This window comes from Bradyrhizobium sp. (assembly GCF_030697065.1).
Lineage (GTDB): Bacteria > Pseudomonadota > Alphaproteobacteria > Rhizobiales > Xanthobacteraceae > Bradyrhizobium.
In genome coordinates this window covers 14,925-27,704 of sequence record NZ_JAUYQU010000161.1, presented here as the reverse complement: position 1 = coordinate 27,704, position 12,780 = coordinate 14,925, and the positions used below count along the sequence as shown (strand labels likewise).

The following is a 12,780-nucleotide window of genomic DNA, read 5'->3' as shown; positions in this document are numbered from 1 at the left end:
GCTGCATCAGCTGGTCTTGATCGCGCTCAAACCGCATAGCGAAGAACGGCTGCCAGTGGTTTCCCTTCCGGTATATCGTCCTTGCGAACGGCAAACACCCGTCCTTGCGAGCGCATCGCCCGACTGGCGATTTCTGCGACGACGCTGTAGCTGTCCGCGCCGGCGTGATCGGCAAACGTGATAGCCCCGGTTTCGTCGTCAACCGTGCCATGGATCGTCTCGTCGATATTCACGAGCAGCGATTCGACCGCTCCAAACGTCGCGGCGCGGGCGATGGTTGTTACGTCGGTGGTCGCACGTTCCTGACTGGCGCGGGTCTGAAAAAGCCGGCCCCACGCGTCGATTTCCTCTCGATGAAGATCATCAAGAACCACGCGGGATTGCTCGGCAAGCGCCGCATCGGACAAGGTCTCGGGGCTGCCGTCGATACCCTTTTCGGCGAGATGAGCGTAGCTGTTCACCGAGCGATAGATGGATGCGAGCGGCTGCGCCGCAGCCAGGACGAGCGGCACGTCGCTCCCGGACAAGAACGGCCGCAACGCGCCATCCACCTTGCGAGCGAACTGCCGAAGCAGGACCTTTTGACCTTCCGAGCCTTGTATCCGGCCGCTGGGCGAGCGATCGTTGACGCTGGCGCGGCCTACGGCGCTGCCGGCATCCCTTGGCAAGCCGTCGACCTTGATGGCCTTCGCCGGCAGGTCCGCGGAGACCTCGATCACCCTGACCGAACCCTCTGCGAGAGCCAATACGATGGCAACCTGCGGGAAGGTGACCGCTCGCAACAATGGCATCAAATCAAATCGATCCGAAACGGCCACCGACGACAAAAGCGTGTTGGGAAGCCGAAATGTACGGATGTTGTCCGGCGTTGCGAGAATCGCGAGGCTGCGCGCCTGAAACCGCCAGAACTCATCGTCATCCACGAGATCGTCGAGATGTTCGGACAACTCTGCCAGGCGACCCTTGTCGCCGGATTTCAGGTCCAGCTGTTGCATGGCGTCTTTCGCCAGATTCTTCAGTTCGATACGCTCGCCGGCGGTGTTTTGCGTAACGGCGGAAGTCGGCAGATAGATCGAGATGCTCATTGGATCGCGGTGGGTCGAGAGCGCCAGGAGGTCAGCCCGGGTTGGAATATCGACATGCAGCATTTCGGTTTACCTCTATGGCTTTGCTGCACACGGCGATCAATGATCCAACTGCGAGATTGGACTGCCTGAGCTTCGATCGATTCGAGCAGCTGGTCTGGTTATCGACGATCGGCAACATGTGTTGCTACGTCTGCGACCCAGTCGAATGGCTTGGGTTAGGTAATGACCAATCCAGATGAACCACATTGGTTCCATCAACTGTTTGTCGGCATCATTGACGTGCCGGACTTTGCCAAGTGCCAACGCTGCCGCCTTTTGCCAGGAGTGCTACTCACGCCATGGCGCGCTCCGGCAGCAATTCAGCGATCTGGATCGCGTTCAACGCGGCGCCCTTCAACAACTGGTCAGCCGCCACGAACATCGAAATCGAATGTCCGGTGGGATCGCTGAGATCCCGGCGGATGCGGCCGACCAGCACGTCGTCCTGGCCCGAGGCATCGATCGGCATCGGGAAGTAGTTCTTCACCCGGTCGTCCACGATCTTGATGCCCGGCGCGCCCGACAGGATATCGCGCACCTCCACTTCGGAGATCGGATTTTCGCATTCGAAGGTGATCGCTGCGCAATGCGCGCGCAATACCGGCACCCGCACACAGGTCACGCCGACGGCGATCCGGTGGTCCTCGAAGATCTTCCGGGTCTCCTGGATGACCTTGGTCTCCTCCTCATTGTAGCCGGTCGCGGGGTCGATCGCGGTGTTGTGGCTGAACAGGTTGAATGCGCAGGGGTGCGGAAGCGCCTTCTGCCGGTAGGCCTCGCCGTTGAGGCTGGCGCGGGTGGATTCCACCAGTTCTTCCATGGCGGCGGCGCCGGCGCCGCTGGCCGCCTGATAGGTCGAGATGATCACGCGCCTGACCCGGTTGACCCGGTGGATCGGCCACAGCGGCACCAATGCGGTGATCGCCGCACAGTTCGGATTGGCGATGATGCCCTTGTGATCCCGTATCCTGCCGGCGTTGATTTCGGGGATCACCAGCGGCACTTCGGGATCCATGCGGAAGGCCGAGGAATTGTCGACCACGACGGCGCCGGCCTTCACCGCGATGGGTACGAACCGCCTGGAAATAGCGCCGCCGGCCGAAAACAGCGCGATGTCGACACCGTCAAAGGCGTGCTCCGTGAGTTCCTCGATCATGATGCGCACGCCGCGGAAGTCGATCGACTTGCCTGCCGAACGAGCGCTGGCCAGCGCCCTGAGCTTTCCGACGCGAAAGCCGCGCCTGTCCAGGGTGGCGATGAATTCGGCACCGACGGCGCCGGTCACGCCGGCGATGGCAACAACGGGGTCGCTCTTCACTTTGGTCTCCACTCAGTTGGGGCCGGGTCGTCCGAGGCAACAAAAAAGCCCCGGACCTTCTCAGGCGGGGCTTCGGTTCAGATGACGCGGTCGTCCAGTTACGCGCGCGAATCTCCCGAAGCCCGGCAGGGCTTTGCGGTTTTCGCGGTGCGTTTGGTGGTGACGATCATGGCGCGGGCTTATGCGGGAGAATTTTGACCGCGTCAACGGGTTCGGGAACGAAAATATTCTGCGACGCCGTTGAACCGGATGCCCTTGTCGCGCGATAAGCTGATCCATGAGCCTTCCCGGTCATTTCAATCTTCTGGCCACCGACGGCGCCGCGCGCAGCGGACGGCTGACCACGCCGCATGGCATCGTGCGCACGCCGGCCTTCATGCCGGTCGGCACCGCGGGCGCCATGAAAGGGATGCATTGGCGCGAGGTGCGCGATGCCGGCGCCGATATCGTGCTCGGCAATACCTATCATCTGATGCTGCGGCCGGGCGCCGAGCGCATCGCCGCCCTCGGCGGCTTGCAACGTTTTACCGGCTGGAACGGTCCCATGCTGACCGACTCCGGCGGCTTCCAGGTGATGTCGCTGTCGGAGTTGCGCAAGGTCACGGAAAACGCGGTCACCTTCCGCTCACACCTCGACGGCACGAAAATCGAACTGTCGCCGGAACGCGCGGTCGAGGTGCAGCGGCTGCTCGGCTCCGATATCGCCATGCAGCTCGATGAATGCGTGCGGCTGCCGGCGGAGCGCGCCGATATCGAGCGCGCGATGCAGCTCTCGCTGCGCTGGGGCGAGCGCAGCAAGCGCGCCTTCGAGAGCGCCCCCGCCGGCACCATGCTGTTCGGCATCGCCCAGGGCGGCGACGTGCCCGAATTGCGGCACGCCAGCGCGCGGGGGCTGGTCGAGATCGGCTTTCACGGCTACGCGATCGGCGGCCTCGCGGTCGGCGAGCCGCAGGCGGTGATGCTGGCCATGATCGAGGAGGTGGCCCCGATCCTGCCGGCGGACCGCCCACGATACCTGATGGGCGTCGGCACGCCCGAGGACATGCTGGAGGCGGTGGCGCGCGGCATCGACATGTTCGACTGCGTGATGCCGACCCGCAACGGGCGCCACGGCATGGCGTTCACCCGGTTCGGCCAGATCAATCTGAAGAACGCCCGCCACGCCGACGATCCGCGGCCGCTGGACGAGGCCAGCGCGTGGCCGTCGACGCGCGATTGCGCGCGCGCCTATCTGCACCACCTCGTGAAGTCGGGCGAGACGCTTGGCGCCATGCTGCTGTCGGAAATCAACGTTGCGTATTACCAGCACCTGATGCAGGGCATCCGCGATGCGGTTTCGAATGGCACGTTTGAGGATTTTCGCGCGCGCACCCGCGCCGATTGGGCGCGCGGCGACATCGCGCCGCGCTGAAAGTCCGAATCCAGAGCAATTCGGGATTCCTCAGATACAGGCGAACCGCTTGACCGAATGCTTGGTGACGAACCCATAGCCACAGGTATCGCACGTCCACAGGTAGCTGATGACGTTTTCCGACAAATAGGCGGAGCCCTCTGCAGCGACCATCGAGTCGAAGCAAACAGGGCAGGTCGGCAGATCACACCCGCGGGGACTGGGGTTGGACGCGACGGTCGACATGACTTCAGCGATTGCTGGCATCGTGACCTCCTGGCGATCTGAACCTCGAACTTAGACTTTAGCATACACCGATTTGTTTGACGTTGCCGCAACATAAATGCGTTCGTTTGACGTTATTTGGCGGCGTTCAGTTTCGCAACGCAGCGAAATTGCGGCAGCCGGGATTCCCGGCTTGCGCGTTGCCACAACCTGTCCGTAATGATGGAAGAGCTTCCAGATACCAGCACATTGCCGCCACAGGAGTTTTTCATGGACGCGCCGTCACCCACGAGTGCAGTGCACCGTCCCGGCCGGGGCCGGGTTTTCGACTCGATTATCGATGCGGTTGGCGACACGCCGATCGTCCGTCTACGCAAGCTGCCGGAGGCGCACGGGGTGTACGCGACGATTCTGGCAAAGCTAGAATATTTCAACCCCGCCGCCAGCGTGAAGGACCGCATCGGGGCGGCGATGATCATCGCGATGGAAAAGGCCGGCCTGATCAATGCCGATACCGTACTGATCGAGCCGACGTCGGGAAATACCGGGATTGCGCTGGCCTTCGTCGCCGCTTCCCGCGGCTACCGGCTGAAGTTGGTGATGCCGGAATCGATGTCGATCGAACGGCGCAAGATGCTGGCATTCCTGGGCGCCGAGATCGTTCTGACGCCGGCGGCGCAAGGCATGAAGGGCTCGATCGCGACCGCGGAAGAACTGGTGCGCACCACGCCGAACGCCGTGATGCCGCAGCAGTTCAAGAACCTCGCCAACCCGGAAGTTCACCGTCGTACCACGGCGGAGGAAATCTGGAACGATACCGGCGGCAATATCGACTACTTCGTCGCCGGCGTCGGCACCGGCGGCACCATCACCGGCGTCGGGCAGGTGCTGAAGCCGCGCAAGCCGTCGCTGCGCATCGTCGCGGTGGAGCCGGAGGAAAGCCCGGTGCTGTCGGGCGGTCAGCATACCCCGCACAAGATCCAGGGCATCGGCGCCGGATTCATTCCCGATATCCTCGACCGGTCGGTGATCGACGAAATCGTCAGGATCAGCGGCCCGATCGCGATCGAAACCTCGCGCGCGCTGGCCCGCAACGAGGGTATTCCCGGCGGCATTTCGTCGGGCGCCGCGATCGCGGCGGCGCTGCAGATCGGCAAGCGGCCGGAGGCCGCCGGCAAGACCATCGTGGCGATCGTGCCGTCATTCTCGGAACGTTATCTGTCGACCGTATTGTTCGAGGGGATCTAGCCATGGCGGATCAACCGAGACGGCCGCGAACCCTGAACGATGCGCGGACGGAAGCCGAGGCGGCCTTCAAGAAAACCACCACCCGGGTCGTGGAAGCGCCGCCGAAACCGGCTGCGATTCCCGGCGTGAAGGAACTGGTTTCGCTGCGGATCGACCAGGACGTGCTCGAACATTTCCAGGAGGGCGGACCGGGCTGGCAGGACCGGATCAACGAGGCGTTACGCAAGGCGGTGGGAAAATAGCCGCCACATCGCGCAACGAAAAAGCCCGGGTTTGACCCGGGCTTTTTGCAGGTTCGAAACTGGCGGAGCGGCCGATCAGCGCCGGAACATGCCGCCCATCATGCCGCCGACCACGCCGCCGACAAAGGCCGCGCCGGCATCCCCGCCGCCGCGCTGGCCGCTGCTGCGCTGCGGCTGTTGCTGCTGCTGCGCGCGTCGCGCCGGCTTTCTCGCTTCCCCGTCGCTCGAGGCGGCGGTCGGCGTCGTGACGACGATTTCCGTCAACAGCGCCTTGTGCTGGAACCTGTTCAGGAAGCCACTGCTGGGATAGCCGCGAGCGGCCTGCCAGCGCGTAATCACCGCGCGGGTCGGTGCATCGAACTTGCCGGTCACCTTGGTATCGAATCCGAGGCCATTGAGCCGGCGCTGCACGTCACGGCGCTGGCCTACGGCGAGGCCGATCTGGTCTTCCGTGGTCTGGTTGGCTTCCGCTTCAAACGTCTTGGGATCGATCCCGGTGGTCAGATTGCGGGTCGCCGTCGACGGACCGTCCTTCAGAGCGGCAATGCGGGCCAGCGCCAGCGGCTTGAACTGGCCGTTCGGATAGCTGCTCAGATAGGCGTTGAGTTCTTCGGGCTTGTTGGAGTCCCTGACCGTGCGCCAGAACTCCACTTCGACGTCGGAATCCGGCGCGGTCGCGGCAACAGCCACCGCTGGCGCGGACGAGGCCGGTCCCGCGGCGTTCGCCGCCGGCGCTGCAGCCGGATTGAGATAGACCGCACCGATCAGGTTGGTGTGGCCCCAAGGCAGCTGGCCCTTGCGGGTTTCCTCGTTGACCTGGGCGCGGACCTTGGTCATCGCCTGCTGGATCTCGACGCCGGGCGTTGCGATGTTGGCGATCAGCGCGCGGGTGAACGGGCTGTTGCTGCCTTGCTGGCCGTCGAGCGCAGTCTGTCCGGGACCGGTGGCGAAGGCGATCAGGGTGCCTTCGCCGGATTTCATTTCGGCAAGGCCGGTCTGCACCGACACGCTGCGGGTGGCCCCGGCATTCGCCTTGATCTTCGCGGCGAAGGGGTTGTCCCGGCAGGCATCGAGGAACACCAGCTTGACCTTGGCATCGCTCATGGTCTGGTCGAGCGTCAGGTCGATATTGATGGCCGAGCCGAGCTTGACGTCCATTTCCGATTTGATGTCGGCGTCGATCGGCAACAGATAGTTGGTGCCGCCGATGGCGATGCCGTGGCCGGCGTAGAAGAACACCGCGACGTCGGCGCCCTGCGCCTTCTTGCCGAATTCGAGCAGCCGCTCCGTCATCTTGTCGCGGGTGAGGTTGGTGCCTTCCACCACCTCGAAGCCGACGTTACGAAGCACGCTCGCCATCGACTTGGCATCGATCTCGGGATTGGGCAGCGGCTGAACGTTTTTGTAGGTGCCGTTGCCGACGACAAAGGCAACACGCCGTTCGGCGTTGGCCGACTGGGCGGTAAAGGCCATGCAAATCAGGGAAAGAATTACGGTGAGATAGCGCATTATAAAAATCCCCCGGTGGAATCGCGCGGATAGGGAGCAACGAATTGCGACAGACTATACGAAAAAACCACGCCTTGTGTCGAAAATCAGGCAGGTGTCCGAATTGAGATGCCCCGTCGCCGATAGATCACACTAACCGGCCGGAGGGCCGACGTGAGTGATCTAGATCACAGTTGCAGAGGTGGGTCGGATGAAATCGTCGGCGATTCGGCGGCGTCTTCGGTCAGGTGCGAGCCCGCGCGGGAGCCGGACCGGCTGTCTTGAGGTTGAGCAGATTGCCGGTGAGGATCAGCGCCGCGCCCATGACGGTGAAGATGTCCAGCCGCTCCGAATAGATCAGCCAGCCGGCGGCGGCGGTCAGAGGAACCCGCAGGAAGTCCATCGGGATTACCACCGTCGCGTCGGCATACAGCATCGCGCGCGCCATGCAGTAGTGTGAAAATGTGCCGCAAAAGGCGATCACGACGATCCAGCCCCAGGCCCAGGCCGACGGCCAGACCCAGACGTAGATTGCCGGGAAGAATCCGGCCAGCGACTGCACCACCAGCATCCAGAAAATGATCGTCACGGTGTTTTCGGTGCGAGTCAGCGACTTTACCATGGCGATGGAAATGCCGAACCCGACCGCGGCGGCCAGCGCGATCAACTGGCCCGGATTGAACTCGCCGGTCGAGGGACGAACGATAACGATGACGCCGACGATCCCGAGCACGATCGCCGCGATCTTCCAGGCCGTCATGCGCTCGCCGAGAAAGGCCGCGGCCAGGATCGCGGTCCAGATCGGCATGGTGAATTCGATCGATACCACCTGGCCGAGCGGAATCAGGGTCAGAGCGAAGAACCAGCCGAGCTGCGCGCCATAGTGGATAAGGTTGCGCGCGATGTGCTGCAGGGGCCGCGCGGTCTTCATTCCAGCGAAGCCGCCATTCATGTGGATCAGCGGGTACAGCATGCAGAAGCCGAGGATCGAGCGCACCTCCATGATCTGAAAGACGTTGACCTCGCGCGTCGCCTCGCGGCCGGCCACCGTGATGATCAGCATCAGGGCGAGCCAGCCCGCCATCCACAGCGCGGCCCTAGGTATGGAAGGTGTTCGGTCCATCGTTGGGTGATTGCCAGGAGATTGCTTAAGGCTGCCGCGCCGGGTGCGGCGCGCAGATGCGGGAAGGGCAGGCCGGTATCGGCGACCCCGACGCGATTTGCAACGCGCAAATATGCAGGGGCAGTGCTGCGCCGCGCCAAAATTCGGGTGGGAGGGCCCGCGCGATCGGTGCTAAACGTAGTCGTCATTCCGGGGCAGTGCGCAGCACCCAACCCGGAATCTCTAGGTTCCGGGCCTGTCCTTCCGGGCCGTCCGGGAACGACGACAACAACAATCGGGAGAACGCCTTCATGCTCATTCTGCAACCGGCCGAATGGTCAAAGCCCCGCGGCTTTTCGCACGGCGTCGCGGTCGATGGTCCAGGCCGCTGGGTGGTGCTGGCCGGCCAACCCGGCGGCGACGAGAAGGGCGACTATGCGCCCGATATGGCGGCGCAAACCGGCACCGCGCTGCGCAGGATCATCAAGCTGCTCGGCGAAGCCGGCGCCGGCCCGGAGCATATCGTTCGCCTGACCTGGTACCTGACCAGCCGCGAGGAATACCAGGCCGCGGGCGCCGGCATCGGCGCCGCCTGGAAGGAGACACTCGGGCGCAATTTCCCGCCATCGACGCTGCTTTACATCTCGGGCCTGGTTGATACGCGCGCCAAGGTCGAGATCGAAGTCACCGCGTTCGTGCCGAACGCCTGAGGAAACCGACGATGAACAAACGATCCACCTCCGCGGATTTTGTGACCGCCTTCGCGACCGGCTGGCCGGAGAACCAGCCCGATATCATGGTGCTGTCGCTGACCACGCATAAGGGCGTGCAGGATTTCGCGCTCAACAAGGAACAGGCCCTGCTGATCGCCAAGACCATGACGGAGACGGCGGAGCGCCTGGCCAAGCCCAAAACCAGTTAGCTGCGGCAGACGGTCAAGAGCGGGTCAGCGAAATCGAGGTGACGCGGAAGGCGCCGTCGGACTTGATCACGACGGATTGCTTGTTGCCGCGCGTCGTCAATGAAATATGCGCGCTGAATCCAGGACCGTTGGCGACGACATTGAAATGGCCGCCGCCGCCGCGGCCTTCCAGATTGCCGCTGGCGTTGCGAATGCTTTCGCTCCAGGTTCCGGACAATGCGCCGCGCTGGGCGATGACGTTGCTGGCGAGATTGAATTTGAAACTGTCGCTGGCGCAAGTCAGGGTCTGGTTGAGGCCATCGCCGTCAGCGCGAACCGCGTAGGTGGCACGGCACCGAACCCGCTCGGTGGACCCGTCGTCCAGCGTGATGGTGCCTCCGCCGGACCAGTTGCCGGCCATGCCGGTGAATGCCCCGGGGTCCGCATGGCTTACGGTCCCGGCCAAGAAAAACGCGACGGCTGCGAAAATCAGCCGTCGCGCGTTTGCGATGATTTCCGCTGTGGGACCGGGCTTATTGCCGCGACGCTTCCCACCGACCACTGCACGGTACGCCTGCAGACGAGCCATTCCACTTCCCCGAACCGGTCTTCCCGTTGAGTTGGCCGTTCGCATATGCACCATTGATCGAGACTCGCACAAGTCCCTCTCTTCCGACCTTGCCGGAAACGGCAGCGCCACCGGCCGATACCTTGCCATCGGTCACGACCAGTGTCGAACTCGTGGTCGGCTGGCAGGAGCCGGATTTCGTCACGACGGTGACGTTCCAGAGCCCGTCATAGGCATTGCTGTCAGCAGAGGCGGGACCGGCGGCAAAGGTGCCGGCGGCGACCAAAAAGGAGGCAAGAAAAGCGACGCGAATGCGAGTGAAGCGCATGAATCAGATCCCCGAATAGGTGTGATGGCGCGGTATTGAGCCACAATGTGTTCAAAGTTTGCTGCGCCGCCACAACGCGAAAAGTTCCCTACATATCAAACATTTGCCAGCCAAATTGGTTCCGGGCCGGGAACGAGGGATTTGACCTGTATGCTGCCGGTGCCTGATTACCTTGGCAAGTTGGGCGCGCTGGTGGCGAATTGCTCGTCCTGCGGCTTGGCGGGCAGCGACCCATGAATCTTTGCGTATTCAATTACCTCTGCCAGGAGCTTCTGGCCGAGCGGGGCCAGCGCCCGCTCCCACAATTCCCGGGCGGTTTCGCCCTTCTTGACGAAACACCATTCCTGGGCCGCGATCGCACCGGCGTCCATACGGTCGGCCAGATGATAAACCGAGCCGCCGGCGATCGGATCGCCTTCGCGGATGGTCCATTCGACTGCCGCGATGCCGCGGTGCCGGGGCAGCAGCGAGGGGTGGTAGCCGATCCCGCCGAGCCTGGACGCCGCCAGCGCGTCCTTGCCGATGCGGGCGTGGCTGTGCGCGGTGACGATCAGGTCGGTTCCTTCGGCGATCTCACTGGCCACCACGAGCTTGGGATCGGCCTGCACGGCAACCGCTATGCCGGCGTCGCGGGCGGCCGCAGCGAGGCGGTCGTCGGAGTCCGCCACGACGACGCGGGCGATTTCGACGCCCTGCTGGCGCAGCATGTTCAGTGTCGTCACGCCGAAATGGCGGGAGCCGACCAAGGTAATCCGCATGGTGTCATATCCGTCCAGGGCAAGGCGTCCCGTCGATAACACGTCGCCGCCGTCTGTCACGCCGGGGGCGCCGGCGAGGCCGGGTTATCAACAGGCGGGAAGGAGTTCGGAATGGCCGACCGTGTCCAAGCGCCGGGCCGCAAAAACGCCACTGAAGGCGGCTTGCATGAGGCGATGCCGCGGGCTTACGCTGATTGCATTGCAGCCGGGGCAGCATTGGAGGTTTTTATGCCAGGATTTTCCTTGAAGCAGAGACATCCCTTGATCGCGGCGACGATTGTTCTGGTGTCGCTGTCGGCCGGCACGGTGCTGGCGCAGACCACGCCGGGTACCGGGACGGGAACGCCAGCGGCCACGCCACCGGCAGCAACGACGACTCCACCGGCCGCCGCAGCCACGACAACAGCGCCGCCAGCCGCCGCGAAGGAAGCGGCCACGACCGAGCCGGCGAACGCCAAGAAAAAGAAGGCGGCGAAGAAGAAGATGACCCGGCAGCAGGAGATCGACAAATCGATCGACAGCGGCACGGTGCCGGCGCGCTATCGAAGCTCGATACCGAAGCAGTACCACCAGCATATTCCGTTCGCGAAGCAGTAAGCGGCGGTCATCGCGGCGGCGAGGCCTGCGGCGACCGGCTTTCCGCGGCCGCCGAGCAATACCGTTCTTTGCAACACCCGCTGAACGGGTGGCATGACTTTGTGCATCCCTGGAATGAGGCCATCCAAATGCCGAAAAAGGGAATCACCGGCCACGATGAGTGGGTGCTCACGGAAGCGCTCGCCACCGCGCTGATCGCGCTGGAGCAACTGCCGCCGGCAAGCCAGCCGCGGCCTCACATGGAGGATATCAGGAAGCTCCTGATCGCCAGTTGCCAGCAAGGCACCGTCACCGTGCATCTGGCGCAGGCCAAATGCCGGCTGTTTCCCGACCGCGACCCGCTGGCGATTTACCGGGAGTATGGGCTGGAGGACGGGCAGGGCTGAAGCCATCCGCGGACGGTGTGCAGAGGGGTGCAGGGAATCCGATGCGAGCCGGGACTCACTTCCCGCCGGCGCTGCCCGGCATCAAACCCTTCAGCCGCTTCCATGCGGGCGCAACGACAAATCCAATGACAGGGATGCAGACCGCGCCGATCAAAAGACCAATGACCCCGGATATGGCCGCATGGGCGATCCACTCAAGCACGCTCGCAGCCGCCGGGAGCGCGTGAGCCGCAGCCTCGGTCGCGGCGTGAACGGCGTGTCCGATCGATGGCGGGCCGTAGACCTCCAGCCCGTGCAGCACGATGCCGCCGCCGACCCAGATCATGGCGGCGGTGCCGACGGCGCTGAGCAAGGTCAGGAAGGCGGGCATACCGCGAACGAGGCCGCGCCCGAGCGCCCGGCCGATGCCGCCGAACGGCGGGGCAACGCCGTTGGTTGCCAGCGCCAAGCCGATGTCGTCGGCCTTCACGATCAGCGCGACCGTGCCATACACCGCGACGGTGATCCCGATCGCGACCACCGCCAGCACCAGGGCCTGCGTCCAGATGCTGCCGGCGGGAAGTGCCGCCAGCGTGATCGCCATGATCTCCGCCGAGAGGATGAAATCGGTCTTGATGGCGCTTGCGACCTTTTCGTCCTCCAGGGTTTGCGGGTTTAGCGCGACCGTGCCGAGCTGGGCTTCGTGCTGTTGGGCATGATGGGGCAGCACGGCTTCCAGCAGTTTTTCCACCCCCTCATAGCAGAGATAGGCGCCGCCAATCATCAGCAGAGGCGTGATGACCCAGGGCAGGAAAAAGCTCAGGGCCAGGGCCGCGGGAAGCAGGATCAGGAGCTTGTTGCGCAGCGATCCGACCGCGATCTTGCCCACGATCGGCAGTTCGCGCTTGGCGGCGAAACCGATCACATAGCCCGGCGTGACCGCAGTGTCGTCTATGACGACGCCGGCCGCCTTGGCGCCTGCCTTGACGGCCTGGCTGGCGATATCGTCAAGCGAAGCCGCCGCGACCTTCGCGATCGCCGCGATATCGTCGAGCAGGGCGATCAGTCCGATGCTCATCAACAGTTCCCTTCAATCAACAGATCGCCGGCCTGATTGCCGACT

Annotated in this window: 16 protein-coding genes; 7 read left to right on the top strand and 9 right to left on the bottom strand. The window is 63.8% G+C overall.

The features are described from left to right. Nucleotides 1-26: 26 nt before the first annotated feature. Both Q8R73_RS12720 and Q8R73_RS12715 read right to left on the bottom strand, forming a co-directional pair. A complete protein-coding gene (locus tag Q8R73_RS12720) occupies nt 27-1,148 on the bottom strand; it encodes a hypothetical protein (protein WP_305719897.1) in 1,122 nt (373 codons plus the stop codon). Nucleotides 1,149-1,419: 271 nt separating this feature from the next. Then, the gene (locus Q8R73_RS12715; protein WP_371126087.1) at nt 1,420-2,445 is read right to left on the bottom strand and encodes an aspartate-semialdehyde dehydrogenase; all 1,026 of its coding nucleotides are present in this window, start codon (nt 2,443-2,445) and stop codon (nt 1,420-1,422) included. 277 nt (nt 2,446-2,722) lie between these two features. On the opposite strand from Q8R73_RS12715, the gene tgt reads away from it, so the two are divergent. After that, complete coding sequence (gene tgt, locus Q8R73_RS12710) at nt 2,723-3,856, top strand: tRNA guanosine(34) transglycosylase Tgt (protein ID WP_305719895.1); 1,134 nt, start codon at nt 2,723-2,725, stop codon at nt 3,854-3,856. Nucleotides 3,857-3,886: 30 nt separating this feature from the next. On the opposite strand, the gene Q8R73_RS12705 is transcribed toward tgt, so the two are convergent. Beyond that, nucleotides 3,887-4,102 carry a hypothetical protein gene (locus Q8R73_RS12705; RefSeq protein WP_305719894.1) on the bottom strand — a complete coding sequence of 72 codons (216 nt, stop codon included), beginning with the start codon at nt 4,100-4,102 and terminating at the stop codon, nt 3,887-3,889. A gap of 228 nt (nt 4,103-4,330) precedes the next feature. Between Q8R73_RS12705 and cysK the strand changes: the two genes are divergently transcribed. Both cysK and Q8R73_RS12695 read left to right on the top strand, forming a co-directional pair. Then, nucleotides 4,331-5,308, top strand: coding sequence for a cysteine synthase A (gene cysK / locus Q8R73_RS12700; protein ID WP_305719893.1), 978 nt, complete (start codon nt 4,331-4,333; stop codon nt 5,306-5,308). A 2-nt stretch (nt 5,309-5,310) separates the two neighbouring features. Beyond that, a complete protein-coding gene (locus Q8R73_RS12695; protein WP_305719892.1) occupies nt 5,311-5,550 on the top strand; it encodes a BrnA antitoxin family protein in 240 nt (79 codons plus the stop codon). A gap of 75 nt (nt 5,551-5,625) precedes the next feature. Here the strand turns inward: Q8R73_RS12695 and Q8R73_RS12690 are convergent, their stop codons facing one another. Together Q8R73_RS12690 and Q8R73_RS12685 are read right to left on the bottom strand one after the other, a co-directional pair. After that, entirely contained in the window at nt 5,626-7,059 is a 1,434-nt protein-coding gene (locus tag Q8R73_RS12690; RefSeq protein ID WP_305719891.1) for a caspase family protein, read from the bottom strand. A gap of 223 nt (nt 7,060-7,282) precedes the next feature. Next, nucleotides 7,283-8,161, bottom strand: a complete 879-nt coding sequence (locus Q8R73_RS12685; protein ID WP_305719890.1) for a DMT family transporter — start codon at nt 8,159-8,161, stop codon at nt 7,283-7,285. A 290-nt stretch (nt 8,162-8,451) separates the two neighbouring features. On the opposite strand from Q8R73_RS12685, the gene Q8R73_RS12680 reads away from it, so the two are divergent. Both Q8R73_RS12680 and Q8R73_RS12675 read left to right on the top strand, forming a co-directional pair. Beyond that, a complete protein-coding gene (locus Q8R73_RS12680; protein WP_305719889.1) occupies nt 8,452-8,850 on the top strand; it encodes a RidA family protein in 399 nt (132 codons plus the stop codon). Nucleotides 8,851-8,861: 11 nt separating this feature from the next. After that, nucleotides 8,862-9,062, top strand: coding sequence for a hypothetical protein (locus tag Q8R73_RS12675; protein WP_305719888.1), 201 nt, complete (start codon nt 8,862-8,864; stop codon nt 9,060-9,062). A 13-nt stretch (nt 9,063-9,075) separates the two neighbouring features. On the opposite strand, the gene Q8R73_RS12670 is transcribed toward Q8R73_RS12675, so the two are convergent. From Q8R73_RS12670 to Q8R73_RS12660, 3 genes are all read right to left on the bottom strand, one after another. Continuing rightward, nucleotides 9,076-9,462 carry a hypothetical protein gene (locus Q8R73_RS12670; RefSeq protein WP_305719887.1) on the bottom strand — a complete coding sequence of 129 codons (387 nt, stop codon included), beginning with the start codon at nt 9,460-9,462 and terminating at the stop codon, nt 9,076-9,078. Nucleotides 9,463-9,574: 112 nt separating this feature from the next. Continuing rightward, nucleotides 9,575-9,937: a hypothetical protein gene (locus Q8R73_RS12665; protein ID WP_305719886.1), complete on the bottom strand. Its 363-nt coding sequence runs from the start codon at nt 9,935-9,937 to the stop codon at nt 9,575-9,577. Between the two features lie 167 nt (nt 9,938-10,104). Then, on the bottom strand, nt 10,105-10,695 hold the full coding sequence (locus Q8R73_RS12660; protein ID WP_305719885.1) for a formyltransferase family protein: 591 nt from the start codon (nt 10,693-10,695) through the stop codon (nt 10,105-10,107). A gap of 111 nt (nt 10,696-10,806) precedes the next feature. On the opposite strand from Q8R73_RS12660, the gene Q8R73_RS12655 reads away from it, so the two are divergent. Beyond that, complete coding sequence (locus Q8R73_RS12655) at nt 10,807-11,292, top strand: hypothetical protein (RefSeq protein WP_371126086.1); 486 nt, start codon at nt 10,807-10,809, stop codon at nt 11,290-11,292. A gap of 128 nt (nt 11,293-11,420) precedes the next feature. Next, entirely contained in the window at nt 11,421-11,678 is a 258-nt protein-coding gene (locus tag Q8R73_RS12650; protein WP_305719884.1) for a hypothetical protein, read from the top strand. A gap of 55 nt (nt 11,679-11,733) precedes the next feature. Here Q8R73_RS12650 and Q8R73_RS12645 read toward each other — a convergent pair whose 3' ends face one another. Then, nucleotides 11,734-12,735: a DUF808 domain-containing protein gene (locus Q8R73_RS12645; protein WP_305719883.1), complete on the bottom strand. Its 1,002-nt coding sequence runs from the start codon at nt 12,733-12,735 to the stop codon at nt 11,734-11,736. Nucleotides 12,736-12,780: the final 45 nt, after the last annotated feature.